This window comes from Marilutibacter chinensis, assembly GCF_021725675.1.
GTDB classification, from domain to species: Bacteria; Pseudomonadota; Gammaproteobacteria; order Xanthomonadales; family Xanthomonadaceae; genus Marilutibacter; species Marilutibacter chinensis.
Map to the genome: position 1 here is coordinate 1 of NZ_JAKJPO010000018.1, position 23,222 is coordinate 23,222.

26 protein-coding genes are annotated in these 23,222 nt (G+C 71.1%); 10 read left to right on the plus strand and 16 right to left on the minus strand.

Features of this window, described 5'->3' with window-relative positions; translation table 11 throughout:
* Positions 1-221: 221 nt before the first annotated feature.
* From rpmG to L3V18_RS17380, 10 genes are all read right to left on the minus strand, one after another.
* Positions 222-386 (minus strand): 50S ribosomal protein L33, encoded by a 165-nt coding sequence (gene rpmG / locus L3V18_RS17335; RefSeq protein WP_111265111.1) that lies wholly within the window; start codon positions 384-386, stop codon positions 222-224.
* Positions 387-399: 13 nt separating this feature from the next.
* On the minus strand, positions 400-636 hold the full coding sequence (rpmB, locus tag L3V18_RS17340; protein ID WP_237056612.1) for a 50S ribosomal protein L28: 237 nt from the start codon (positions 634-636) through the stop codon (positions 400-402).
* A 346-nt stretch (positions 637-982) separates the two neighbouring features.
* Entirely contained in the window at positions 983-1,324 is a 342-nt protein-coding gene (locus tag L3V18_RS17345) for a lipid-A-disaccharide synthase N-terminal domain-containing protein (protein WP_237056613.1), read from the minus strand.
* Between the two features lie 3 nt (positions 1,325-1,327).
* Positions 1,328-2,056, minus strand: a complete 729-nt coding sequence (locus tag L3V18_RS17350) for a glycosyltransferase family 2 protein (protein ID WP_237056615.1) — start codon at positions 2,054-2,056, stop codon at positions 1,328-1,330.
* 126 nt (positions 2,057-2,182) lie between these two features.
* Complete coding sequence (locus tag L3V18_RS17355; protein ID WP_237056616.1) at positions 2,183-3,181, minus strand: NAD-dependent epimerase/dehydratase family protein; 999 nt, start codon at positions 3,179-3,181, stop codon at positions 2,183-2,185.
* Positions 3,178-3,645, minus strand: coding sequence for a hypothetical protein (locus L3V18_RS17360; protein WP_237056617.1), 468 nt, complete (start codon positions 3,643-3,645; stop codon positions 3,178-3,180). Before L3V18_RS17360 ends, L3V18_RS17355 begins: the two co-directional genes overlap by 4 nt.
* Before the next feature lie 47 nt (positions 3,646-3,692).
* Positions 3,693-4,646 carry a ParB/RepB/Spo0J family partition protein gene (locus tag L3V18_RS17365; RefSeq protein ID WP_237056618.1) on the minus strand — a complete coding sequence of 318 codons (954 nt, stop codon included), beginning with the start codon at positions 4,644-4,646 and terminating at the stop codon, positions 3,693-3,695.
* Positions 4,643-5,470, minus strand: coding sequence for a ParA family protein (locus L3V18_RS17370; RefSeq protein WP_237056619.1), 828 nt, complete (start codon positions 5,468-5,470; stop codon positions 4,643-4,645). The genes L3V18_RS17365 and L3V18_RS17370 overlap by 4 nt, the downstream gene beginning before the upstream one ends.
* A 266-nt stretch (positions 5,471-5,736) precedes the next feature.
* Positions 5,737-6,393, minus strand: a complete 657-nt coding sequence (gene rsmG / locus L3V18_RS17375) for a 16S rRNA (guanine(527)-N(7))-methyltransferase RsmG (RefSeq protein WP_237056620.1) — start codon at positions 6,391-6,393, stop codon at positions 5,737-5,739.
* Positions 6,394-6,579: 186 nt separating this feature from the next.
* Complete coding sequence (locus tag L3V18_RS17380; protein ID WP_237056622.1) at positions 6,580-7,194, minus strand: 4'-phosphopantetheinyl transferase family protein; 615 nt, start codon at positions 7,192-7,194, stop codon at positions 6,580-6,582.
* Between the two features lie 196 nt (positions 7,195-7,390).
* On the opposite strand from L3V18_RS17380, the gene L3V18_RS17385 reads away from it, so the two are divergent.
* Both L3V18_RS17385 and L3V18_RS17390 read left to right on the plus strand, forming a co-directional pair.
* The gene (locus L3V18_RS17385) at positions 7,391-8,758 is read left to right on the plus strand and encodes an AMP-binding protein (RefSeq protein WP_237056624.1); all 1,368 of its coding nucleotides are present in this window, start codon (positions 7,391-7,393) and stop codon (positions 8,756-8,758) included.
* A gap of 236 nt (positions 8,759-8,994) precedes the next feature.
* Positions 8,995-9,249: a GlsB/YeaQ/YmgE family stress response membrane protein gene (locus L3V18_RS17390; protein ID WP_237056627.1), complete on the plus strand. Its 255-nt coding sequence runs from the start codon at positions 8,995-8,997 to the stop codon at positions 9,247-9,249.
* A gap of 59 nt (positions 9,250-9,308) precedes the next feature.
* Here the strand turns inward: L3V18_RS17390 and L3V18_RS17395 are convergent, their stop codons facing one another.
* Genes L3V18_RS17395 through L3V18_RS17410 form a run of 4 tightly spaced genes read right to left on the minus strand, consistent with a single transcriptional unit; the run spans position 9,309 to position 12,188 of the window.
* Entirely contained in the window at positions 9,309-10,151 is an 843-nt protein-coding gene (locus L3V18_RS17395) for an N-acyl homoserine lactonase family protein (RefSeq protein ID WP_237056628.1), read from the minus strand.
* A gap of 15 nt (positions 10,152-10,166) precedes the next feature.
* Entirely contained in the window at positions 10,167-10,664 is a 498-nt protein-coding gene (locus L3V18_RS17400; RefSeq protein ID WP_237056630.1) for an HPP family protein, read from the minus strand.
* A 52-nt stretch (positions 10,665-10,716) separates the two neighbouring features.
* Positions 10,717-11,616 (minus strand): 2Fe-2S iron-sulfur cluster-binding protein, encoded by a 900-nt coding sequence (locus L3V18_RS17405; protein WP_237056632.1) that lies wholly within the window; start codon positions 11,614-11,616, stop codon positions 10,717-10,719.
* A gap of 17 nt (positions 11,617-11,633) precedes the next feature.
* Positions 11,634-12,188 (minus strand): carboxymuconolactone decarboxylase family protein, encoded by a 555-nt coding sequence (locus L3V18_RS17410; RefSeq protein ID WP_237056634.1) that lies wholly within the window; start codon positions 12,186-12,188, stop codon positions 11,634-11,636.
* A 97-nt stretch (positions 12,189-12,285) separates the two neighbouring features.
* On the opposite strand from L3V18_RS17410, the gene L3V18_RS17415 reads away from it, so the two are divergent.
* Positions 12,286-13,176 carry a LysR family transcriptional regulator gene (locus L3V18_RS17415; RefSeq protein WP_237056636.1) on the plus strand — a complete coding sequence of 297 codons (891 nt, stop codon included), beginning with the start codon at positions 12,286-12,288 and terminating at the stop codon, positions 13,174-13,176.
* A gap of 18 nt (positions 13,177-13,194) precedes the next feature.
* Here the strand turns inward: L3V18_RS17415 and xth are convergent, their stop codons facing one another.
* A complete protein-coding gene (gene xth, locus L3V18_RS17420) occupies positions 13,195-13,962 on the minus strand; it encodes an exodeoxyribonuclease III (protein WP_237056638.1) in 768 nt (255 codons plus the stop codon).
* A gap of 829 nt (positions 13,963-14,791) precedes the next feature.
* Positions 14,792-16,219, minus strand: a complete 1,428-nt coding sequence (locus tag L3V18_RS17425; protein ID WP_237056640.1) for an aldehyde dehydrogenase family protein — start codon at positions 16,217-16,219, stop codon at positions 14,792-14,794.
* Between the two features lie 170 nt (positions 16,220-16,389).
* On the opposite strand from L3V18_RS17425, the gene L3V18_RS17430 reads away from it, so the two are divergent.
* The 7 genes from L3V18_RS17430 to L3V18_RS17460 are packed head-to-tail and all read left to right on the plus strand — an operon-like array spanning position 16,390 to position 23,211.
* Complete coding sequence (locus L3V18_RS17430) at positions 16,390-16,929, plus strand: gamma carbonic anhydrase family protein (protein WP_237056642.1); 540 nt, start codon at positions 16,390-16,392, stop codon at positions 16,927-16,929.
* Between the two features lie 46 nt (positions 16,930-16,975).
* Positions 16,976-17,410, plus strand: coding sequence for an energy transducer TonB (locus L3V18_RS17435; RefSeq protein ID WP_237056644.1), 435 nt, complete (start codon positions 16,976-16,978; stop codon positions 17,408-17,410).
* A gap of 43 nt (positions 17,411-17,453) precedes the next feature.
* The gene (locus L3V18_RS17440; RefSeq protein WP_237056646.1) at positions 17,454-18,149 is read left to right on the plus strand and encodes an RDD family protein; all 696 of its coding nucleotides are present in this window, start codon (positions 17,454-17,456) and stop codon (positions 18,147-18,149) included.
* A gap of 10 nt (positions 18,150-18,159) precedes the next feature.
* The gene (locus L3V18_RS17445) at positions 18,160-19,206 is read left to right on the plus strand and encodes a stage II sporulation protein M (protein WP_237056647.1); all 1,047 of its coding nucleotides are present in this window, start codon (positions 18,160-18,162) and stop codon (positions 19,204-19,206) included.
* Positions 19,203-20,981 carry a DUF4129 domain-containing protein gene (locus L3V18_RS17450; protein WP_237056649.1) on the plus strand — a complete coding sequence of 593 codons (1,779 nt, stop codon included), beginning with the start codon at positions 19,203-19,205 and terminating at the stop codon, positions 20,979-20,981. The genes L3V18_RS17445 and L3V18_RS17450 overlap by 4 nt, the downstream gene beginning before the upstream one ends.
* Positions 20,978-22,162, plus strand: coding sequence for a DUF4350 domain-containing protein (locus tag L3V18_RS17455; protein WP_237056650.1), 1,185 nt, complete (start codon positions 20,978-20,980; stop codon positions 22,160-22,162). The genes L3V18_RS17450 and L3V18_RS17455 overlap by 4 nt, the downstream gene beginning before the upstream one ends.
* Positions 22,159-23,211: an AAA family ATPase gene (locus tag L3V18_RS17460; protein WP_237056651.1), complete on the plus strand. Its 1,053-nt coding sequence runs from the start codon at positions 22,159-22,161 to the stop codon at positions 23,209-23,211. Before L3V18_RS17455 ends, L3V18_RS17460 begins: the two co-directional genes overlap by 4 nt.
* The last annotated feature ends 11 nt before the right edge of the window (positions 23,212-23,222 follow it).

Below are 23,222 nucleotides of genomic sequence, written 5' to 3' on the forward strand. Positions count from 1 at the left end.
CCCCCCCCCCGGGGGGGGCGCCCCCGGGCCCCGGGGGGCGGCGGGCCCCGCCCCCGCGCGGGCACGGCGGCAGAACCGGTCGGCCGGGCGCGGTGCGAACGCCCCGCGCCCGGCTCGGCCCCGGAAACGCAGACAGCCCGCCGAAGCGGGCTGTCGGTGTCCCGGCAAGGACCGGGAGAAGTGTGGCAAGGGCGGCCGCGGGAAGCGACCGCGCCGCTACCTCACTTGATCTTGCCTTCCTTGTAGATCACGTGCTTGCGAACGACGGGATCGTACTTCTTGATCTCCATCTTGCCTGGCGTGTTCTTCTTGTTCTTGTCGGTGGTGTAGAAGTGGCCGGTACCGGCCGAGGAGATCAGGCGGATCTTGTCGCGCTTGGAAGCCATGGTTCAGTTCTCCTCAGATCTTCTCGCCGCGTGCGCGAAGCTCGGCGAGGACGGCATCGATACCGTTCTTGTCGATGGTGCGCAGGGCCTTGGTGGAAACGCGCAGCTTCACCCAGCGGTTTTCGCTGGCGACCCAGAACTTGCGCTCGTGCAGGTTCGGGAGGAAACGGCGACGGGTCTTGTTCATCGCGTGCGAGACGTTGTTGCCGGTCGTCGTACGCTTGCCGGTGACTTGGCATACTCGGGACATTACGCACCTCGTAAATTGGAGAGTCCGGCCATGGAGGGCCGGGCTTTTGCGGAAGGATCCGCAAACCAGTGGTGTCTCCCTTGGCCAGGGAGGCGTCGGCCCCAGCGCCGCCGGACCATCCGGGGCGGTGCGCGATACGGGAGGGTGGAACCCCGCCGGACGGCGGGTCGCTGCCAATGGCGGCCGGAATCGCGCTTCCGGGGTCGCCCGGCGGGTCGTCAGACCCGCCCGGACACAGCGAGCCGGGCATTATGCCCGTGTCCCGCCGCATGCGCAAGGTTATCCACAGCCCGGGGCCGCAGGCCGGTCCGCCGCCCGCCACCGGGCAGGCCGGACCCGGTCCGCCTCAGTGGCTGGCCTTGTCGCGGTGCCAGCCGCGGTGGCGGATGTCCAGGTACAGGCTGTAGGCGGCGGTGAACGACGGGAACAGGTTCTGGATCACCCCGACCGCGTCCTGCTTCTGCGAGAACACGAAGTAGCTCAGGGTCATCGCGCTGCCGCACAGGCTCATGTACCAGAACAGCCGCGGGATCACCGGCTTGCCGTGCCGGCGCGAGGCGATGAACTGCACCAGCCAGCGCGCGCCGAACATGAAGGCGCCGGTGAGGCCGATCAGCTTCCACGGCGACATGTGGATGCCGGTCCATTCCAGCCAGCCGATCGGGTCGTTCATGAAGTCGCCGGTCATCGCTCAGACCTCCTCGGTCCGGGTCACCTTGCCGCGCCTGATCAGCCAGGCCACACCGCGCAGGTCGCTGATGCCGACCAGCGCGCGGCCGAGGTTGTTGTACTTGGAGACGCCGGCGGTGCGGTGGCGATGGTTCACCGGCACGCTCACCGTGCGGTAGCCGGCGCGCTGCATCAGCGCCGGCAGGTAGCGGTGCATATGGTCGAAATGCGGCAATTCGAGGAAGGCCTCCCGCTCGAACAGCTTGATGCCGCAGCCGGTATCGGGCGTGTCGTCGCGCAGCATCCGTGCGCGGATCGCATTGGCCCACTTACTGGCCCAGCGCTTGCTGCCGCTGTCCTGGCGGTTCACCCGCCAGCCGGCGAACAGCCGGGTGTCGGGATCGGCGCGGTCGCGCTCGGCCAGCAGCTTAGGGATGTCGGCCGGATCGTTCTGACCGTCGCCGTCGAGGGTGGCAATCCACGGCGCGCGCGCGGCCTTGACGCCGTTGCGCACGGCGGTGCTCTGGCCGCTCTGGGTGACATGGTGGATCACCCGCAGCTCGGGCACCTCGGCCTTCAGGCCCTGCAGCACGTCGAGGGTGTCGTCGCGCGAATGGTCGTCGACATAGACGATCTCGAACGGCACCACGCCGCGCAGGGCGGCAGTGATCTCGTGCACGAGCGGGGCGACGTTGTCGCGCTCGTTGAACACGGGCACGACCACGGAGAGCGAGGGCTGGGTTTGCGTCATCGGAATGGACGGTGTCGGGGGCCGTGCGGGACGGCGAAACGGGAGCCGCGACCGGTCGCGGCGCGCACATCCTACCGCCCCCGGGCGGCGATGGCCGACTCCCCGTTCAGCCGGCGGCCTGCACGCTCAGGCGGCGTCGCCGAAGTAGTCGCGGCACCAGGCCACCACCGGCGGCAGGCCGTCCTCGATCGCGGTGCTCGGCTCGAAGCCCAGCACCTCCTGCGCACGCGCGGTGTCGGCCATGGTCTCGACCATGTCGCCCGGCTGCATCGGCTTGTAGACCTTCTGCGCCGGGCGCCCCGCAGCGCCTTCGATCACCGCGATGAACCGCTCCAGCTCGACCGGCGCGTGGTTGCCGAGATTGAACACCCGGTGCGGCGGCACCCCGTCGACGCCGCCCGGCGGCGGACGGTCGAGCGCGGCCAGCACGCCGTCGACGATGTCGTCGACGTGGGTGAAATCGCGCCGCATCCGGCCATTGTTGAACACGTCGATCGGCCGCCCCGCCAGCACCGCGCGCGAGAACAGCAGCGGCGCCATGTCCGGACGGCCCCAGGGCCCGTAGACGGTGAAGAACCGCAGCCCGGTCGCGCGCAAGCCGTACAGCTGCGCGTAGGTGTAGCCCATCAGCTCGTTGGCGGCCTTGGTCGCGGCGTAGAGCGAGCGGGGCTTGTCGATCCGCTGGTCCTCGGAGAACGGCGGCGTCGCCGAATCGCCGTAGACCGACGACGAGCTGGCATAGGCCAGGTGCTCGACGCCGCGATGGCGGCACAGCTCGAGCAGGTTGACGAAGCCGACCAGGTTGCTGTCGACGTAGGCGTGCGGGTTTTCCAGCGAATAGCGGACGCCCGCCTGCGCGGCCAGGTGCACCACGCGGACCGGCCCGAACGCATCGAACAACGCGGCCAGTCCGTCGCGATCGCACAGGTCGAGCTCGCGGATCTCGACCTCCGGGCACAGCGCGGCGATGCGGTCGCGCTTGAGCCGGGGGTCGTAATAAGCATTGAAGTTGTCCAGGCCGATCACCGCATCGCCGCGTGCGCGCAGCGCGCGGCACACGTAGGCGCCGATGAAGCCGGCGGCGCCGGTCACCAGGACGGGAGGCGGAGTGTCGTTCGTCGTCATCGGCCAAGGGTCTCGCGCGGTCGCTCGCCGGCGTCGGGTTGGATGTCGAAGGCCAGCGACAGGCGCAGGCGTGCGGTCGCCTCGCACAGCCAGGCGCTGAGATCGAAGCTGATCGGGTGCGCGCTGCTCAGTCCGATCGCCAGTTCGCAGCGGCCGCCGTCGCGGACCAGCGACTGGAATGCCGGCTGGTGCGGCGCGAGCCGGTCGAGCTGGCGGCGCAGGAAGGCCTCGAACGGCTCGTCGGTCCAGCGGCGTGCGACGTCGTCGGCAGCCGGGCCGGCCAGCTCCGCGGTGGCATAGCTGTCCCGGTGCACGCCTTCGAGCCGGTTGCCGGCCTCGGTCCGGCGCGGTTCGCCGGCGCGCCAGGCGCGCGACGGCCGCAACCCGATCTCCTCGAACAGCGGAGCCAGGTCGGCGCTGGGATGGGTGGCGCGCAGCGCCACGCGGTAACGGTAGGGATTCACGACGTCACTGTGGCGGGATGGCGTGCGTCCAGGTCGTGCGATGCGCGTCAGTCGCTCTTGCCGCGCAGCTTCTCGAGCACGCCGTCGAGCGCATCAAGGTCGCTGTAGTGGATCACCAGCCGGCCCTTGCCGCCACGGCCGTGCAACACGTTGACACGGGCATTGAGGGATTCCGAGAGTTCGCGCTCCAGGCTGACGATGTCCGCCTGCGGCGCGGCCTTGGCCGGCTTGTTCCTGCCGCTGGCCGGCAGCTTGCCGGAGGCGAGCTGCTGGACCCGGTGCTCGACCTCGCGCACCGACCAGCCATGTTCGGCGGCCTGCCGCGCCAGCGCGATCGCCGCCTGCGGCGTCAGCGTCAACAGCGCGCGCGCATGGCCCATCTCCAGCGTGCGGGTCTCGACCAGCACCCGGATCTCCGGCGGCAGCTCGAGCAGGCGCAGCAGGTTGGACACCGCCGCGCGCGAACGTCCGACCGCCTCGGCGGTCTGCGCGTGGGTCAGGTCGAACTCGTCGATCAGCCGCTGCAGCGCCTGCGCCTCTTCCAGCGGATTGAGGTCCTCGCGCTGGATGTTCTCGATCAGCGCCATCGCGACCACGGTGCGGTCGTCGACCTCGCGCACCACCACCGGAATCTCGCTCAGGCCGGCGCGCTGGCTCGCGCGCCAGCGGCGCTCGCCGGCGATGATCTCCCAGGTCTTGCCGCCGCGCTCGGCGATCTCGCGCACCACGATCGGCTGGATCACACCCTGCGCGCGGATCGACTCGGCCAGCTCGTCGAGCTTGTCCTCGTCCCAGTGCTTGCGCGGCTGGTACTTGCCCGGCGCCAGCGCATCCACCGGCAGCGTGCGCAGCACGTCGCCCGGGGCCGCCTCCAGCGCCGGCGCTTCGGCCGCGCCCTTGGGTCCGAGCAGGGCCTCGAGCCCGCGGCCGAGTCCGCGCTTCTTCGCCGCGGCGGCCTTGCCCGTCGCGTCCTTGGCGGTTGCGTCCCTGGCTGCGGTCATGCCGCCACCTCCGGTGCGCCGCCGGCGGCGACGGGCGCCGCGGTCCTGGCGGCCTGGTCGCGCTCGCGCTGGCGGCGGATCACCTCGCCGGCCAGGCCCAGGTAGGCGATGCCGCCGCGGCTGGCGCGGTCGTAGCCGACGATGCTCTGTCCGTGGCTGGGCGCCTCGGCCAGGCGCACGTTGCGCGGCACGATGGTGCGGAACACCTTGTCGCCGAAGTGACGGGTCAGCTCGGCCGAGACCGCGTTGGCGAGGTTGTTGCGCACGTCGAACATGGTCCGCAGCACGCCCTCGATCTCCAGCTTCGGGTTCAGCCGCTGGCGGATCGCCTCGATGGTCTCCAGCAGCGCGCTGATGCCTTCCAGCGCGTAGTACTCGCACTGCATCGGCACGATCACCGCATCGGCGGCGGTCAGCGCGTTGAGGGTCAGCAGCGACAGTGCCGGCGGGCAGTCGACCAGCACGTAGTCGTAGTTGCCGGCGACGTCGGCGAGCGCGAGCTTGAGCTGCTGTTCGCGGCCGTCGCGTTCCATCAGCTGGATCTCGGCCGCGGTCAGGTCGATGTTGCCCGGCAACAGGTCGAAGTCCTCGGCGGTGCGCACGATCGCGTCAGCGGCGGCGGCTTCGCCGAGCAGGACGTCGCAGATCGAACTCTCCAGCTCGCGCTTGTCGACGCCGCTGCCCATCGTCGCGTTGCCCTGCGGATCGAGATCGATCAACAGCACCTTCTTCGGCGTCCGGGCGAGTCCGGCGGCCAGGTTGACGGCGGTGGTGGTCTTGCCGACCCCGCCCTTCTGGTTGGCGATGGCGATGATGCGGGCCATGCGACTGGTTCCCCTGGCGTGTTTCGCGCGGCATGCGGCGCGCGCGGTTCTTCGGATGGCGCCCCCGGAAGGGCGGACGATGCGGGTGACCGGCGATCCCTGTCCGGGGCCGCACGCGGGGCGGCGGGCCCGATCCGGACGCAGGCCGGACTGGTGATTATGCCCGCCCCGGCCCGCCTGTCCCACCTCGCGGTCACGATCCGTTGCATCTTCCGCAGCTGAACCGGCGATCGGCGTCGCCGGACGCACGCGGACGTGCCGGACCGTCAGCCGCGCCCGACGACGACCAGGTGGCGCTCAGCGTCGAGCCCGGGCACCTCCAGCCGGACGCGGGCACGGGCCGTCCATCCGTCCGGCAGCGCGGCGATTTCATCGACCGGATCGGCCCCCTTCATCGCCAGCAGCACGCCACCGGGCCGCAGCAGGTGACCGCCGAGCTCGATGATCAGCGGCAGGGTCGCGAGCGCGCGCGCGGTGATCGCATCGAAGGCTCCGGCCTCGTCGACCGCCTCGATCCTCGATTCCAGCACCCGGACCCGGGCCCCCAGCCCCAGCTTACGTACCGCTTCGCGCAGGAAGCGCGCCTTCTTGCCATTGCTCTCCACCAGCGCGACCCGCAGGCCCGGCTTGGCGATCGCCAGCGGGATGCCGGGCAGCCCGGGGCCGGTGCCGAGGTCGGCCAGCTCGCCGCCGGCCTCGGCGATCGCGTCGACATGGGGATGCATCGCCAGCGAATCGAGCACGTGCTTGACCAGCATCTCGCGCGGGTCGCGGATCGCGGTCAGGTTGTAGGCGCGGTTCCAGCGCGCCAGCAGCGCGAGGTAGTCGAGCAGCGGCGCGGCCAGCCCGGGATCGAGCCCGAGCGCGCGCAGGCCCGCCTCGAGGGTCGGACGCAGATCGGCGGGAAGGGCGGGGACGTTCATCGGACACGCAGTTTAGGGCCTGGCCCGAGACCTGTTAAGGAAGGTCCGGGCGGATTCTCCCGGAGTTCGGCCGGAAGACGTCGATGCCCGGTTCCGATCGGTGCCCGCCCGGCACCCGCAGGTCCGGTCCAGCCACGTGAATCCTGTCGTGCGGCGCGCTCCGGACCGGCCGGAGCATTGTCGGCGTCACGAACCGCTGACGGCGCCACCCGCCGCCGCGGGGCGCCACGCCAGTGCGCCGAGATAGCCGGGTGCGGGTTCGAGTTCGCGCAGCTGCCAGCCTGCCGGCGTCCCCAGGTCCGGGTCGCAGGCCACCAGGCGCAGCCCGCCGGGCCCGTCCTCGAAGCGCAGGCGATCGAGCCCGAACGCGAGCCCGCGTCCGTGCGCCTTCAGCACCGCCTCCTTCGCGCACCACAGGCGCAGGAACGCCCGTTCGCGCGCCTGCGGATCGGCCATGCCGGCGAGCCAGGCGTGTTCGGCGGCGGCGAAGTAGCGCTCCGCCAGCATCAGCGCCCGCGGCCGCGGGCGCTGCCATTCCAGGTCGACGCCGACCCGCACTCCGCTGTCGGCCAGCGCGACCAGCAGGCCCTCGCCGCTGTGGCTCCAGTTGATGTCGCGGGCCTCGAACGGCGCCGCGATCCACGGCCGCCGCCAGGCATCGCGCTGCAGCGACAGCGCTTCCGGCGGTGTATCCAGCTGGGCCGACAGCCAGCCGCGCGCCTGCAGCTCGGCCGGTACCCCGGGCTGTCGCGGCAGCCAGGTCCAGCGGGGCGATACGGGGGCGGACGTCGGCAGGGACACGCGGTCGGGTCTCGGTCAGGTGGGGGGCAGCAGGATGCGGGCGACAAGCATGCGACCGCTCCGCCACGGACGCGCCGGCTTGGCGCCAGCTCGCCCTGCCAGCGTAAGCTACCCGGCAGGGGGCGGCCGAGGCCGCATGCAGGAATGCCGTCTGGATACACCGGCACAGGCCGGGGATCCTCCAGGACTTGGGACGATGTCAGCCGTAGTCAACTCGCCGACAGCCGACGCGACCGCCGCGCACGAACTCGCGGCCGGCGATCCCGCGCGCACGATCTGCTTCGGCGGCGACGGCGCGGTCACTCTGGCGCGGTTCCGCCGCGAGGTTCACGGCGTCGCCGCGGGTCTGCCGGACGCACCGGCGGTGATCAACCTGTGCGAGGACCGCTACCGCTTCCTGGTCGCGTTCTGCGCCGCCGCGATGCGCGGGCAGACCACCCTGCTGCCGCCGTCGCGCGCACCGGCGGTCATCGACGAGGTGCTGGCCCGCCACCCGGGCAGCTACGGGCTGGGCGACTTCGCGCCGACGGCGGCATCGTCGCGGCTGTACGCGTTGCCGGAACGCCTGCCGGAACACGACGATGCGCCGCTGGCTGTCGCCGACGACGCCCTGATCGCGGTCGGCTTCACTTCCGGCAGCACCGGCCAGCCGCGGCCGAATCCGAAGACCTGGGCCGCATTCCGCGCCAGCACCGTGCAGAACCTGGCGGCGCTGGCCGACCTGTTCGACGACCCGGCCCACCCTGCGGGCACGACTCCACTGATCGCGACGGTGCCGCCGCAGCACATGTACGGCCTGGAGATGTCGGTGCTGCTGCCGCTGCTCGGCCGGCTGGCGGTGCACCGTGGGCGCCCGTTCTTTCCCGACGACGTGGCGCGGGCCTGCGCCGACGCGGCCGCGCCGCCGCTCCTGGTCACCACGCCGGTGCATCTGCATGCGCTGGTCGAATCGGGAATCCGCCTGCCGGCGCTGGCCGGCATCGTCTCGGCGACCGCGCCGCTGACGGCCGGGCTCGCCCGCGCGGCCGAGGTCCGCTTCGGCTGCGAGGTCCGCGAGGTGTTCGGCTCGACCGAGACCTGCGTGTTCGCGCGCCGGCGTACCGCCACCGAGGACGCCTGGACGCCGCTGCCGGGCGTGCGCCTGCAGCCGCAGCCGGACGGCACCGCGGTGCAGGCGCCGCACCTGCCGGAGCCGGTGGTGCTGGCCGACCTGGTCGAGGTGCGGGGCGACGGCCGCTTCGTGCTGCACGGCCGCAATGGCGACCTGCTCGAGATCGCCGGCAAGCGCGCCTCGCTCGGCGACCTGACCCGCAAGCTGCTGGCCGTGCCGGGCGTCGAGGATGGCGTCGTGCTGCAACTGGACGAAGCCGATGCCGCCGGAGTGCGCCGGATCGCCGCGCTCGCAGTCGCGCCCGGCCTGGATGCGGCGACGATCCTGCGGGCGCTGCGCGAGACCGTCGACCCGGTGTTCCTGCCGCGGCCGCTCGCGTGCGTGCCGGCGCTGCCCCGCAACGAAACCGGCAAGCTGCCGCGGGCTGCGCTGCTGGCGCTGCTGCGAAGCTGACCGGACGGCAGCGGCGGCGCCCCGCCGCTCCGCCGTTGCTGAGGGACCTTCCTCCGCAGCCGCCATGCGTCGCCGCGCACCGGTCTGACCGGCCTGCAGGGCACGCCGACCTGCCGGGGGGCGGCTGGCGGACCCTGACGTTTTCGTCACGTCTGCCGTACCAGAGTGGGCCGCGATCCCGCGCCGGGCCACCCCGGACGGGATCGAACGACACCCCTTACTCCGGGAGGCATCGCATGGAATTCCTCATCATGTTGATCGTGGGCGGCATCGCCGGCTGGCTCGCCAGCATGGTCATGAAGACCAACGCACAGCAGGGCATCATCCTGAACGTGATCGTCGGCATCATCGGCGGATTTCTCGGCGGAATCCTGCTGCCGATGCTCGGCATGCAGCTGACCGGCTGGCTGGGCTACCTGATCACCGCGCTGATCGGCGCAATCGTGTTGCTGGCGATCGTCAACCTGTTCCGCCGCGGCAAGGTGCGCTGACGCCCGCATCGCCCGATGAAGGCCCGGCGCCTGCCGGGCCTTTTTCGTTGCCGCGGCCGTCAGTCCAGATGGCCGGGCAGGCGCGGCAGCATCTGCAGATGCTCCGGTGCATGCTGGATCACCACCCGGGCGCCGAGGTTGGCGACGATCCTCTCGATCCGGTCGATGGACGCCAGCGTATCGGCACGATCGACATTGAAGGCCGGTATCCGGCGCTGCCCGCGGTTCTCGCGGGTGTGGTACAGGTCGCCCGACAGCAGCACCGGACCGGTCCGCGGCAGCCTGACCAGCAGGACCTGGTGCCCGGGCGTGTGGCCGGGCGCGGACAGGATCCGCACCGAGCCGTCGCCGAACACGTCGTGATCGCGATCGATCGCGATCATCCGCTGCTTCGGAAGGTTACGGATCAGGGCGGGGTCGGTCCGTTGCGGCGCGGGCTGCTGCCGCAGCCACGCCAGCTCGGTGCGATTCACGATCCACGTTGCCCGGACCAACGCATCGGCATTGCCGAGATGATCGGCATGGCCGTGCGAGAACGCGAAGTAGTCGATGTCGCTGAAGTCCAGCCCGATCGACGCCAGCTGCGACGCCATCGTCACCGGCACCGTCATCGTCAGCTCCGAGCCGAGCACCCGTAGCCGCCGGCCATCACGCGTGGCCGCAAGGCCGTCGCCCAGCCCGGCATCCCAGAGCAGCACGCCGTCCGGATGCCGGATCACGAAGCAGGACGCCTGCATCGTGCGCGAATGGCCTTCGTACTCGAAGGTGTCGGAGAACTGCCCCAGGTCCTCGAACGCGAGGCGGCCGCAGTCGAGCGCATACAGACGCAGTTCCCGAGGCGGCTCTGCGGGGGCCGCGAAGCTTGCACACGCGAGCGACAGGGCGAGCAGGAGCTTTTTCATCGGATCCTCGTGGTTTCAGGTCGTGGAGCGGGGCAAGGGGTAGCGGTCGCCGCCGGGCAGCCGGTGCACGAACCAGGCGAGCAGCACCAGCGCGAGGCTGCCCGCGGCGACCGGGAACAGCAGGAAACTCCATTCCGGTCGCGCGATCAGCACCAGCAGCGGATCGGCGCCGGCCGGCGGATGGGTGACGCGCAGCACGGCCATCGCCGCGATCGCCAGCGCGACCGCCAACGGCATCGCCCACGCCGCGTCGGGCAGCCAGTGGACGGCAGCCAGCCCGATCGCGGTCGCGACCAGGTGCCCGCCGATCACGTTCGCAGGCTGCGACAGCGGGCTGGCCGGGGCCGAGAACAGCAGCACGCAGGAAGCACCGAACGGCGCCATCAGCCATGGTTGCTGCGAAACGTGCGCGAGCGCGAGCAGCACGGCGATCGCACCGCCGCCGCCCAACCCCGCGCGCAGGGCAGCCGCCCAACCGACCGCAGGCTGCGGTCTGCGCAGGAACTCATTCATCGTTGCGGCTCACGAACGCGGCGTGCACGCATCCAGGCCTCATGGGTCGGCCTCACAGATCAAGAACCAGGGTGCCGCGGGCGCGCGACACGCAGCTGCACATCACATCGCCGGCGGCGTACTCGGCCTCGCTCAACACCTCGTCCCGGTGCAGCAGTTCGCCGTCGACCACCGGTACGACGCAGGTCGCGCATTCGCCGCTCCTGCAGCTGTAGGGAATCTCGTGGCCATTGCCGATCAGCACGTCGAGCAGGTTTTCGTCGGCGCCGACCTGCAGGCGCTGACCGGACCGCCGCAACAGCACCTCGAATGCCGCATCCGCATCGTCGGCGACGGCCGCGGCGGGCACCTGCACCGGGGCCGCAGCGGCCCGCAGGCGGTCGATCTCGGCCTGCAGCGCCTGCAGCCGCGGCGCGATCTCCGCTTCGGTGTAGCGCGGGGTGATGTGCTGCGGGCAGTTCCAGTCGAAGGCCTCGACTTGCAGCACGATCCCGCGTTCGACCCGCGCGCGGTAGTCGGGCGACTCCAGCCGTGCGAGCAGCAGCGGATCGTCCTGGAACTCCACCACCCGCGCGCGCGCCCACAGCTTCAGCCGGCGGCGGCCGGGGTAGTCGACCAGGATCAGCGACACGCGGTCGTCGGCCGACACGTTGCCGACACTGATGTACTGCCGGTTTCCGCGGAAGTCGGCAAAGCCCAGGGTGCGGTCGTCCAGCACCCTGAGAAAACCGCGCGGCCCGCCGCGGTGCTGCACGTACGGCCACCCCTCCTCGCCGACGCTGGCGATGTAGAACGAATCGCGCTCGGCGATGAACGCCGCCTCGGCCGGACCGATGCGGTCGCGGCGGTCCTCGGCCAGCTCATGGCCGAGGTTGCCCTCGCGCGAACCGTGGCGCTGCTGTGCGGCCTTCACCGAAGGAGTGAAGGCCAGCTCGGCGAAACGGCGTGCCATCGGGATCTCCCCGCCGCTCAGGCGGCCCGCGCCAGGTCGCCGGCCACGACCCGGGGGAAGTCGATGTCGACGCGGCTGGCGCGGCCGATCATGTTGGTCAGCGTGTTGAGGGCGACATGGACGACGATCTCGACGATCTCCCCGTCGTCGTAGCCCGCGTCGCGCACGGCCTGCAGCTCGGCCTGGGTCACGTCGCCGAGGTTGTCCATCACCGCGCGGGCGAAGGCCACCGCCGCCGCCGCACGGGCGTCCTGCGAACCACCGGCGCGGTTGAGCAGGATCTCTTCGCCATCCAGGCCGGCCTGCGCGGCCAGCGCCGAGTGTGCGGACAGGCAATAGTCGCAGCTGTTCTGCTGGGCGATCGCCAACGCGATGCGCTCGCGCGTGGTCGGCTCCAGCCGGCCGGCACCGGCGATCGAGAACAGGCCGAGGAAGGCCTCCAGCGCGGCCGGCGACTGGCCGAGCACGCGGATGAAGTTCGGCACGCCTCCGAGCTGCTGCTTCACGGCGTCGAACAGGGGAAGGGTGTCGGAATCCGCCTGGCGGGGATCGATCAGGGCGATACGGCTCACGGTGTGCTCCAGTGGTGGGGGATGGGCACACTCTATTGATATCCAGAAATTATAGAATTCATCCATTCTGTAAATTTCTATTTCATTATTCGCAGCAATGGACCGTTTCAACGAGATGCTGGTCTTCCAGACGGTCGCCGAACGCGGCGGCTTCGCGGCGGCCGCGCGCCAGCTCGGCACGTCGGGGCCGAGCGTGACCCGCGCGGTGGCGGCGCTGGAGTCCCGGCTCGGTGCACGGCTGTTCCACCGCACCACCCGCCGGGTGCAGCTCACCGACGCCGGCGAGCGGTTCCTGCAGGAATGCCGCCGCCTGCTCGCCGATCTCGCCGAGGCCGAGGCCGTCGCCGCGGGCACCCACGCCACGCCGCGCGGCCTGGTCGGGGTGACCAGTTCGCAACTGTTCGGCCGCGCCCATGTCGGCCCGCTGCTGTGCGCGCTGCTGCGCCGGCAGCCGCTGATCAGCGTGCGCACGCTGTTCGTGGACCGCGTCGTCAACCTCTACGAAGAGCACATGGACATCGCGGTGCGGTTGGGGCCGCTGACCGAATCCTCGTTGCGCGCGGTGCCGGTGGGACGGGTGCGCCGCGTGGTGTGCGCATCACCGGCCTACCTGGACGCGCATGGCGTTCCCGCCAGTCCCGACGACCTCGCCGACCATGCCTGCATCCAGTTCACCGGCCAGAGTCCGGGGCCGGAGTGGAATTTCCGGCAGGGCCGCAGCGTACGGGTGCAATCGCGGCTGATCACCGACAGCGCCGACCTGGCGGTCGCCTCGGCGATCGCCGGCGACGGTTGCGCACGCCTGCTCAGCTACCAGGTCGAACCTGCGCTGCGGTCGGGCCGGCTGGTCGTCCTGCTGGCCGGATTCGAGCCCGCGCCGCTGCCGGTCCACGTGCTGCACCACGAAGGCATGCGCGTCTCGGCCAAGGTGCGCGCCGTGTTCGATCACCTCGTCGACGGCCTGCGCGCGGATCAGGCGCTGGCCTGAGTTCGGCGGATCGCGCGCTCAGCCCAGCTCGACCCAGGCCGGCGCATGGTCGCTCGGCCGCTCCCAGGTACGCGGTTCGCGGTCGATGCCGGCGCCGGCACACGCACCCCGCAACGCATCGGAAACCAGGGTCAGGTCGATGCGCAGGCCGCGGTCGCGGCGGAAGCCGGCCTGGCGGTAGTCCCACCAGCTGAACACCCCGCCCTCGTCGTGGTGCAGGCGGTAGCCATCGTGCAGGCCGAGCGCGTACAGCCGCTTCAGCGCGTCGCGCTCGGCGGTCGAGGTCAGGATGTGGTCGTCGTTCCAGATCTCCGGGTCGTGCACGTCGCGATCATCGGGGGCGATGTTGAAGTCGCCCAGCACCACCAGGTTCGGATGCTCGCGCAGCTCGTCGGCCAGCCAGTCGTGCACCGCATCGAGCCAGCGCAGCTTGTAGGCATATTTCTCGGTGCCGACATCCTGCCCGTTGACCACGTACAGGTTGACGATACGGAGATCGCCGACGGTCGCCGCGATCACCCGCTTCTGCTCGTCGCCGAACCCTGGAATGCCGATCTGCACGTCGCTGGCCGCTTCGCGCGAGAGGATCGCCACGCCGTTGTAGGTCTTCTGCCCGGAAAACACGCTGCGCCAGCCAGCCGCGGCCAGCGCGTCGTCCGGAAAACGCTCGTCCTCGAGCTTGGTCTCCTGCAGCGCGACGATGTCCGGCGCCGCCTGCGACAGCCACTGCTGCAGGTGCGGAAGGCGGACATTGAGCGAGTTGACGTTCCAGCTGGCGATCTTCATGGCGCGAAGTGTAGTCGACAGTTGCCGTTGCCGTTGCCGTTGCCGTTGCCGTTGCCGTTGCCGTGGATTTTGACTTTGACGTTGACCTTCAGCGACTTAAAGCCCGCCGCGCACCGCAGGCCGGAGCGGCCGTAGAGGTGCCCATGTCTGAGCGCCGCCCAGCGGCGCGAGTTTGGGCACCGTGCCGCTTCGGGCGAGGAGCACAGGGGACCGGGGCGGCATGGCCGCCCCGGCGGGCGTCAGGAGCCAGCGGTTTTGGTTACTTTTGCCAAGACAAAAGTAACCCGCCGAAGGCGGAAGCCTTTGATCTTGCTCCAAGGAATGGGAAGCCTCTGTTCAAGAGCACGGAGGCGGGAGGCCTTTGGCCTGTTCCGAGTGGACACCTGGATCGGCATGGCCAGAATCAACAGCTTCCGCCGCTGTAGCGGCGGGTGACTTTTCTTTGCCGGCCCAAAGACCGGCCCAAAGAAAAGTCACCAAAAGAAGGTGCCTTTCCCGGCACACCTCCATCGCGAGCAGACAGCCTGCCGGGATTTTTCGACACGACATCCTGTCGTGATCGAAAAACGGCGCGCGTCCATGCGCGTCGCCCTCCGGGTCTCCAATCGATATGGGCGGCTTCCTTTCAGGCACCGTCAACAACTACTCCAGAAGGAACCGCGAAACCTGGGCACGACCGTCTTTGCGACAGCTCCGGTCTGCGGTACGGGCCGAGGCGTGTCCATGCGCTTGCCTGGGCATCTTCGGAGACCCGGATCGCTCCGGGCGATCTGTCGGCGGGCTTCAAAGTCGCGGAAGACCGGATCAGAAGCGAAGCGGGGCTGGGCGGCTACTTCGCCAGCCAGCGGATCATCCGGTCGATCTTCCCGGTGTACGGCGGCTTGATCAGGTCGCTGCCGGCCCAGTGCGCCTGGCGCAGCACCGGCAACTGCTTGCTGAAGGTGTCGAAGCCGTGGCGACCGTGGATCTGACCCATGCCGCTGGGGCCGATGCCGCCGAACGGCAGGCCGTGCACGCCGAAGTGCACCAGCGTGTCGTTCACCGTCACGCCGCCGGGCAGGATGCCGTCGAGGATCCGCGCGAGGTCTGCCTCGTCGCGGGTGAACGGGTACAGCGCCAGCGGCCGCGGCAGGCGCTGGATGATCCCGATCGCGTCGTCGAGCGAGGTGTACGACAGTACCGGCAGGATCGGCCCGAAGATCTCGTGACGCATCACCTCGGCGTCCGGGCCGGGCTCGATCACCAGCGTCGGCGGCAGCAGGCGTCCGACTTCGTCGGCGGCGCCGGCCGGACTGGCACCGAACGGCGCGATCACCTGCAGGCCGCGGGCACGGGCGTCGTCCAGGTATCCCTGCAACCGGGCGTGCTGGGCCTCGTTGATGATGCGGGTGTAGTCCAACGATCCGGCGATATCGCCGTAGCGAGCACGCAGCTCGGCCACGACCGCGTCGACGAAGGCATCGCGCCGGGCGGCGTCGACCAGCACGTAATCGACGCCGATGCAGGTCTGGCCGGCGTTGATCCACTTGCCGGTGGCGATGCGGGCGGCGGCCTTGTCGACCGGAAAGTCCGGGCAGATCACCGCCGGCGCCTTGCCGCCGAGTTCCAGCGTCACCGGGGTCAGGTTCGGCGCCGCCGCCGCCATCACCTTGCGGCCGACCGCGGTCGAACCGGTGAACAGCAGGTGGTCGAACGGCAGCCCGGCGAAGGTGGCGCCAACCCCGGGACCGCCCAGCGCGACTGCGACCCGGTCGGCCGGGAAAACCTCGGCCAGCAGCTCGCGCAGCCATGCACTGGTGCGCGGGGTGTGTTCCGAGGGCTTGAGATAGACGTGGTTGCCGGCGGCGATCGCCGATACCAGCGGCATCAGCGCGAGGTTCACCGGGTAGTTCCATGGCGACAGGATGCCGACCACGCCGACCGGCACCGGGCGCACCTGCGCGCGCGCCGGCCAGAACCGCCAGCCCACCGCCGCGCGCCGGGGCCGCGCCCAGCGGCGCAGGTGGGCCAGCGCGTGGTCGATCTCGGCGATCACCACCATCGCTTCCGAGATCAGGTTCTCGTGCTCGGAGCGATGGCCGAAGTCGGCGCGGATCGCCGCATCCATCGCCGGCACCTGCGCGCGGAACGCATCGCGCAGCCGCTTCAGGTCGGCGCGGCGCTGGTCGAGATCGGGCCTGCGCGCCTGCCAGGCCGTCCGCAGCGCGCGGTGGGTGGCGACGAGCTCGTCGGGCGTGGTGTCGGCGGTGATGTCCATGCGACCGAGTGTAGTCGCACGGACGTCATGGAAAAGGGGCGATTCCGGCCGCCACCGATGGCCGGTTTGCCCCGTCCGGATTCGCGGCCGCGATCTTCCGCCGCGCCCGCATGGCCGGCGTCGTCCCGATCGCCACGCGGGCGCCACCGGCGGCCCGGTAGAATCGCGTCATGACCCTGCGCTCCTATCTCGACACCTTCCCCACCGTGGGCGAACGCGTATACGTCGACCCCGCCGCGACCGTGATCGGCGCGGTCGGCCTCGGCGACGATGTCTCGATCTGGCCCGGCTGCGTGGTCCGCGGCGACGTCAACACGATCTCGATCGGCGCCCGCACCAACATCCAGGACGGCAGCATCGTCCACGTCACCCACGAGGGCCCGTTCACCCGGCCGGGCGGGCTGCCGACGGTGATCGACAACGACGTCACCGTCGGCCACGGCGCGATCATCCACGCCTGCACCGTGCGCGAGTTCGCGTTGATCGGGATGGGCGCGAAGATCCTCGATGGCGCCGTGGTCTCGCGCTTCGGCTTCGTCGGCGCCGGCTCGGTGGTGCCACCGGGCAAGACCGTCGGCGAGGCCGAGCTGTGGCTTGGCAATCCGGCGCGGTTCGTGCGAAAACTGGAAGCGCGCGAGATCGAACAACTGCAGTACAGTGCGCAGCACTATGTGCGGTTGAAGGACCGCTACCTCGACGGGCGGAGCTGAGCCTGTCCGGTGCCACGGGAGCGGGCGGGGAGAACAGAGGCAGGGAATGGAAGGCAAGAGCGCGGCGCTGGCCGCATGCATGGCGGCGCTGGCGGGCTGCACGTTCGGGAACAACGACTACCTGCGGCCGGGCGAGTCGATCGTCGACGACGGCGTGGTCCCGGCCTGCACGGGCGACTACGACACCGCGCCGGCGCTGGTCGCGGCCAAGGCGCCGGTCTTCCCGGTCAGCATGCTCAATCCGACCCTGATCGAGGACCGCAAGACCCGCCGCCTGCCGATGAGCTGGCAGGTCGATTCCAGCTTCGATGTCGGCGCCGACGGCGTTCCGGCCAACATCCGCACCTCTGCGACCGACCCCACCAGCTTCGGCCACCACACCACGATCGCGATCCGCGCCTGGCGCTTCGCGCCCGCGACCCGCGGCGGCCTCCCGGTGACGGCGGCATGCACGTTCTCGATGTCGTTCGACCTGGGATGAGCGGATCCGTCGCACATCGCGGACGATGGTGCCGGGCCTGCTGATGCGCGGTCCGATCCTCGACACCTGTCGCGAGGTGGTCACGCCCGAGGGCGTGGCGCTGCGCCTGCCCGCCGCCGGCCCGATGCCGCGCGCACTGGCGTGGCTGATCGATCTCGCCCTGCGCCTGGCCCTGCTGTTCGTCGGCAGCCTGGTGGTCGGCGCGCTCGGTCGCGGCGCGGTGGGGCCCTTCCTGATCATGCTGTTCTCGGTGTTCTGGCTCTATCCGATCGCGTTCGAGGTGCTGTGGGGCGGCCGCACACCCGGCAAGCGCGCGCTCGGGCTGCGGGTGATCGCCGCCAACGGCGCGCCGGTGGGCTGGTTGCCGGCGTTCTCGCGCAACCTGCTGCGGGTCGTCGACATGCTGCCGTTCGGCTATGCGCTGGGCCTGCTGGTCAGCTTCGGCGACCCGTGGGGGCGGCGGATCGGCGACATGGTCGCCGGCACCCTGGTCGTCCACGACAGCCGCACGCCGCCGCCGGCCTCGACCCCGCCGGCGGACGCGCTCGCGCCGCCGATCGTGCTGCTGCCGCACGAGCAGGCCGCGCTGGTCGCGTTCGCCGAGCGCGCCCCGCGGCTGACCGCGGCCCGCCAGGCCGAGCTCGCCGAACTGGCCGGACCGTGGCTGGGCGTGCGCGGGCAGACGGCCGTGCAGCGGCTGTACGGCATCGCCAACGGCCTGCTGGGGCGGCGCCGGTGAGGGCGGAACGATGAAACAGGAAGTCTTCGTCCGCCGCCACGAGGCCGAATGGCAGGCGCTGGAACGCTGGCTCGACGCCCGCAGCGTGGCGCGCCGCGCGCGTGGCGAACGGCGCGGCTGGGACGGCATTCCCGACCACGAGATGCCGGCGCGCTACCGACGCCTGTGCCAGCAGCTGGCGCTGGCGCGCAGCCGCGGCTACAGCCCGGTGCTGACCGAACGCCTGCAGCAGATCATGCAACGCGGCCACAGCCTGCTCTACCGCACGCCACCGCCGCGCTGGCACGCCGCGCTGGAGTTCCTGCTGTCGGGCTTCCCGCGCCAGGTCCGCTCCGAGCGCGCCTGCATGTCCGCCGCGCTGGTGCTGTTCGTGCTGCCGCTGGTCGCGATTTTCGTCGCGATCCAGTTCAAGCCCGAGCTGGCGAGCAGCCTGTTCGACCCGATGCAGCTGGCCGGGTTCGAGAGCATGTACGACCCGGACGATCCCGACCGCAAGCTCGGCCGCGACAGCGAGACCGACCTGGCGATGTTCGGCCACTACATCTGGAACAACGTCAGCATCGGCTTCCGCACCTTTGCCAGCGGCCTGCTCGCCGGCGTCGGCACCGTGTTCGTGCTGCTGTTCAACGGGGTCTTCATTGGCGGGGTCGCCGGCCACCTGCAGGCTGCCGGCCACGGCGATCCGTTCTGGCGCTTCGTCGCCGGCCACTCGGCGCCGGAACTGACGGCGATCGTGATCGCCGGCGGCGCCGGGCTGCGGCTGGGGCTGAACCTGGTCGCGCCCGGACGGCGACGCCGGATCGATGCGCTGATCGACGGCGGCCGGCGCGGCGCCCGGCTGTGCCTGGGCGTGTTCGCGATGCTGGTGTTCGCCGCGTTCGTCGAGGCGTTCTGGTCGTCGATCGGCTGGATGCCGGCGGCGGTCAAGTACGCGGTGGGCGCGCTGCTGTGGGCCCTGGTGCTGGGCTGGCTGCTGCTTGGTGGCCGACACCTGGGCCCGACCTCCGCCGATGTCGACCCGATCCGCGACCCGGCCCACGGGGACGGCGGCGCATGAACCTGGAGTCGCTGACCGTCGCGCTGCGCCCGCGCACCGCCTGGGAGGCGGTCGAGCTGGGCACCTCGCTGACCCGCCGCCATGCCGCTGCGATCTGGGCGCCGTGGCTGCTGCTGACCGCGCCAATGCTGCTCCTGTGCAGTCTGCTCGCGTGGTCGCTGGAGGCGATGTGGCTGGCGCCACTGCTGATGTGGTGGCTGAAGCCGGTGTACGACCGCATTCCGTTGTACGTCCTCTCGCATGCGGTGTTCGGCGACGTGCCCGGCGTCGCCCGAACCCTGCGCGCGCAGCTGCACTGGGGCCTGCGCTGGATGCCGGCGTACCTGAGCTGGCGCCGGCTGAGCCCGGTACGCGCGCTGAACCTGCCGATCGACATGCTCGAAGGCGGTCGCAGCGCCGCCGCGCGCCAACGCCGCCGCACCCTGACCGGGCCGGTCTACGGCGTCGCCCTGCTGGCGACCGTGATCTGCCTGCATTTCGAGTTCGCGGTCTATCTCGGCCTCAACGCGCTGGCGGTGCTGTTCGTCCCGCCGGAGTACCTGTCCGACGCGTGGAGCGACTTCATGACCGTGGTCCGCGAGCAGCCGCTGTGGCTGGACCTGGTCAGCAACACCCTGATGTGGCTGGCGACCTGTGCGGTCGAACCGTTCTACGTCGGCGCCGGCTTCGGGCTCTACCTGAACCGGCGTACCGAGATCGAGGGCTGGGACATCGAGATCGTGCTGCGCCGGCTTGCCGCGCGCCTGGCCGGTGCCGCCACGCCGCTGCTGCTGGCGGTGGCGCTGGCCGGCGGCCTGCTGGTCGGCGGCGGCCTCGCGGGAGCGCCCGCCCATGCGCAGGATGCATCGCCCGCACCCGCGGACGCGCCGCAGGTCCGTCCGCTGTCGCAGCGCGGGCTCGACAAGGCCGAGCTCGACAGCGAGCGGAAGCCCGGCGCCAACGACGCTTCCGTCGCCATTGAAGCCGCCACCGACGGCGGGACGGCCGTCGACGGTGACGCGGACTCGCCGGCACGCCGCGGCGAGAGCCTGCGGAAGGCGACCCTGCCGCGGGTGTTCGGCCGTCCGCTGGCGGACGCGGACTCGCTGCGGGAGGCGGTCGTCCGCGCGTACGAGGACCCCAGCGTCAGTCCCAAGCGCAAGGTGACGACCTGGCAGCGCCGCGATCGCGACGATGACGACGAGGAAGAGGACGACGACGATCCATTCGACGGCTCACCGCTGCTGGAGGCGATCGGTGCCGCGGTCGCGCTGGTCGGCGAGTACGGCCTGTGGGCGCTGCTCGCGGTGCTGGTCGTGATCCTCGCCGCGACCTCGCCGCGCTGGATCGGCTGGCTGCGCGGCGCGGTCGCCGCGCAGCGACGCGAACCCGAGCCGGTCGCCCGCGATGCGCTGGCGGACACGGCGCCGCTGCCCGACGACATCCCGTCCGCGGCACGGAAGCTGTGGGCGGCGGGCCGGCAGCGCGATGCGCTGGCGCTGCTGTACCGCGCCGGCGTCGAGGCGATGAGCGCGCGCGCCGGCGTCGTGCTGGTGCCGGGCGCGACCGAGGCGGCCTGCCTGCGCGCGTCACGCAAGATGCCCGACACCGCCGACCGCGACGCGTTCGCGGCGATGGTGCGGTTGTGGCAGTACGCCGCCTATGCCGGGCGCCTGCCCGACTCGGCGGTGTTCGAGCAGCAGCTCGACACCCTGTCCGGGCGCTTCGGCTGGAACCGTCGCGGCCCCGTCGCGCACCGCCATCCCGATGCCGCGACCACCGGAGCGGACGCATGAGCGCGGCATCCGCCAAGGCACCGGCGGCGCGCCGTCCCGCACGGATGCTGTTGACCGCGCTCGCCGTCGTGGTCGTGCTGGCCCTGCTGGGCGCGTTCGGTTACTGGTGGTTCCAGACCCACGAGCGGGTCGACGAGGAAATCGATCTGCCGCGCAGTGGCGAGATCACCTACAACCCGCTGTACGTGCTCGGCCTGGCCCTGCGCGAGGACGGCTGGACGGTGAACGCGCGCCAGCGCCTGGATCCCGACGAGGTCGAACTCGGCGCGCGCGACACCGTGGTCGTGCTCAACGATCCGCGCCGGCTTTCGCGCACGGATGCCGACGCGCTGCTGCTCTTCGTCGCCGACGGCGGCCACCTGGTCGTGCGCACGCCGCCGCGGCAGGGTCCGGCCGGCGAACCGATGTCGCTGCAGGCCCCGTTGCTGGAGGCGCTGGACCTGGAGGTCCACGAGCGTTCGGCCGGCTGCGTGTCGCTGTCGGTTGCCGACGAGAGCGAGCACGTCGAGTTCTGCCAGGGCCGGCGCTTCGACATCGGCGGGATCGCGCCGCTGCATTCATGGCGGGACAAGGACGGCGATACCGTCTACGCGCGCATGCCGCATGGCGACGGCACGGTCGACGTGATCGCCGACCTCGATTTCGTCACCAACGACAGCCTGGACGACGGTCCGCACATCGTGCTGGCCCGGCAGTTGCTGGCGCCCAACTGGAAGGCCGGCACCGCGCACCTGTTGTACGCGGCCGAGATGCCTTCGTTCTGGCGCTGGCTGGCGGGACGCAGCTGGATGGCCTGGCTGCCGCTGCTGCTGGCACTGCTGGCGTGGCTGTGGTCGCGGATGCAGCGCTTCGGGGCTCAGCTGCCGCCGCCGATCGGCGAGCGCCGTTCGCTGCTCGAGCACGTCGTCGCCAGCGGCGAGCACATCTACCGCTACGGCTACGCGCATGTCCTGCACGGCGCGGTCCGCGCGGCCTTCCTCGCCCGCCTGCGCCGCCGCGATCCGCAGGCCGCCGCGCTGGAAGGCGAAGCCCAGGCCGCGCTGATCGCCGAACGCTTCAAGGACACCCTCGCGATCGGTGCCGACGAAGTGCGCACCGCATTGTCCACGCCGACCGCGCGCGATCACGCCGCGTTCCGTTCCCGCATTGCCACCCTGATCCGGTTGAGGAATCAGCTATGACCGCCAACGACCTCCCGCTGCCGCCCGACACCCCGACCGCGGGATCACCGTCCGCGGCCCCGTCCAACCTGCCTTCGGCGGTCGTGCCGCTGACCGGTGAAGCGCTGGCCGGGCGCGCCGCCGCCCTGCGCGACGAGGTCGGCAAGGCCTTCATCGGCCAGCCCGAGGTGCTCGACCAGATCCTGGTCGCGCTGCTCGCCGGCGGCCACGTGCTGATCGAGGGCGTGCCCGGCCTGGGCAAGACCCTGCTGGTACGGGCGCTGTCGCAGGCGCTGGACTGCAGCTACGCACGCGTGCAGTTCACCCCCGACCTGATGCCAAGCGACATCAGCGGCCACGCGGTGTGGAACCCGAAGAGCGAGACCTTCAACATCCGCCGCGGGCCGATCTTCACCCACCTGCTGCTCGCCGACGAGATCAACCGCGCGCCGGCCAAGACCCAGTCGGCGCTGCTGGAGGCGATGGCCGAGCTGCAGGTGACGATCGAGGGCAGGAGCTTCCCGCTGCCGCCGCCGTTCATGGCGATGGCGACCCAGAACCCGGTCGAGCAGGAAGGCACCTATCCGCTGCCGGAAGCCCAGCTCGACCGCTTCCTGCTGAAGGTGCTGATCGGTTATCCGGACCGCGAGGACGAGAAGCGGATGGTGGCCGCGGTCAGCCAGGGCCGCAACGCGGCCGCGTTCGAGCTGTCGCAGGTGCAGAGCGTGCTGGGCCCGGAGGACATCGTCGCGATGCAGGCCGGCACCGCCCTGGTCGCGGTCGACGACGCGGTGATCGACTACGCGGTGCGCATCGTCGCCGCGACCCGCGACTGGGCCGGGATCGCGCTCGGCGCCGGCCCACGCGGCAGCCTCGCACTGGTGCGGGCCGCGCGCGCGCAGGCGGTGCTGTCGGGCCGCGACTTCGTCACCCCCGACGACATCCGCGAAGTCGCGCTGCCGGCACTGCGCCATCGCATCGCGCTGGCGCCGGAACTGCAGATCGAGGGCCAGACGCCCGACGCGGTGCTGAAGGCGCTGCTGGCCAAGGTCGAGGCGCCGCGGCAGTGATCGCTGTCGTT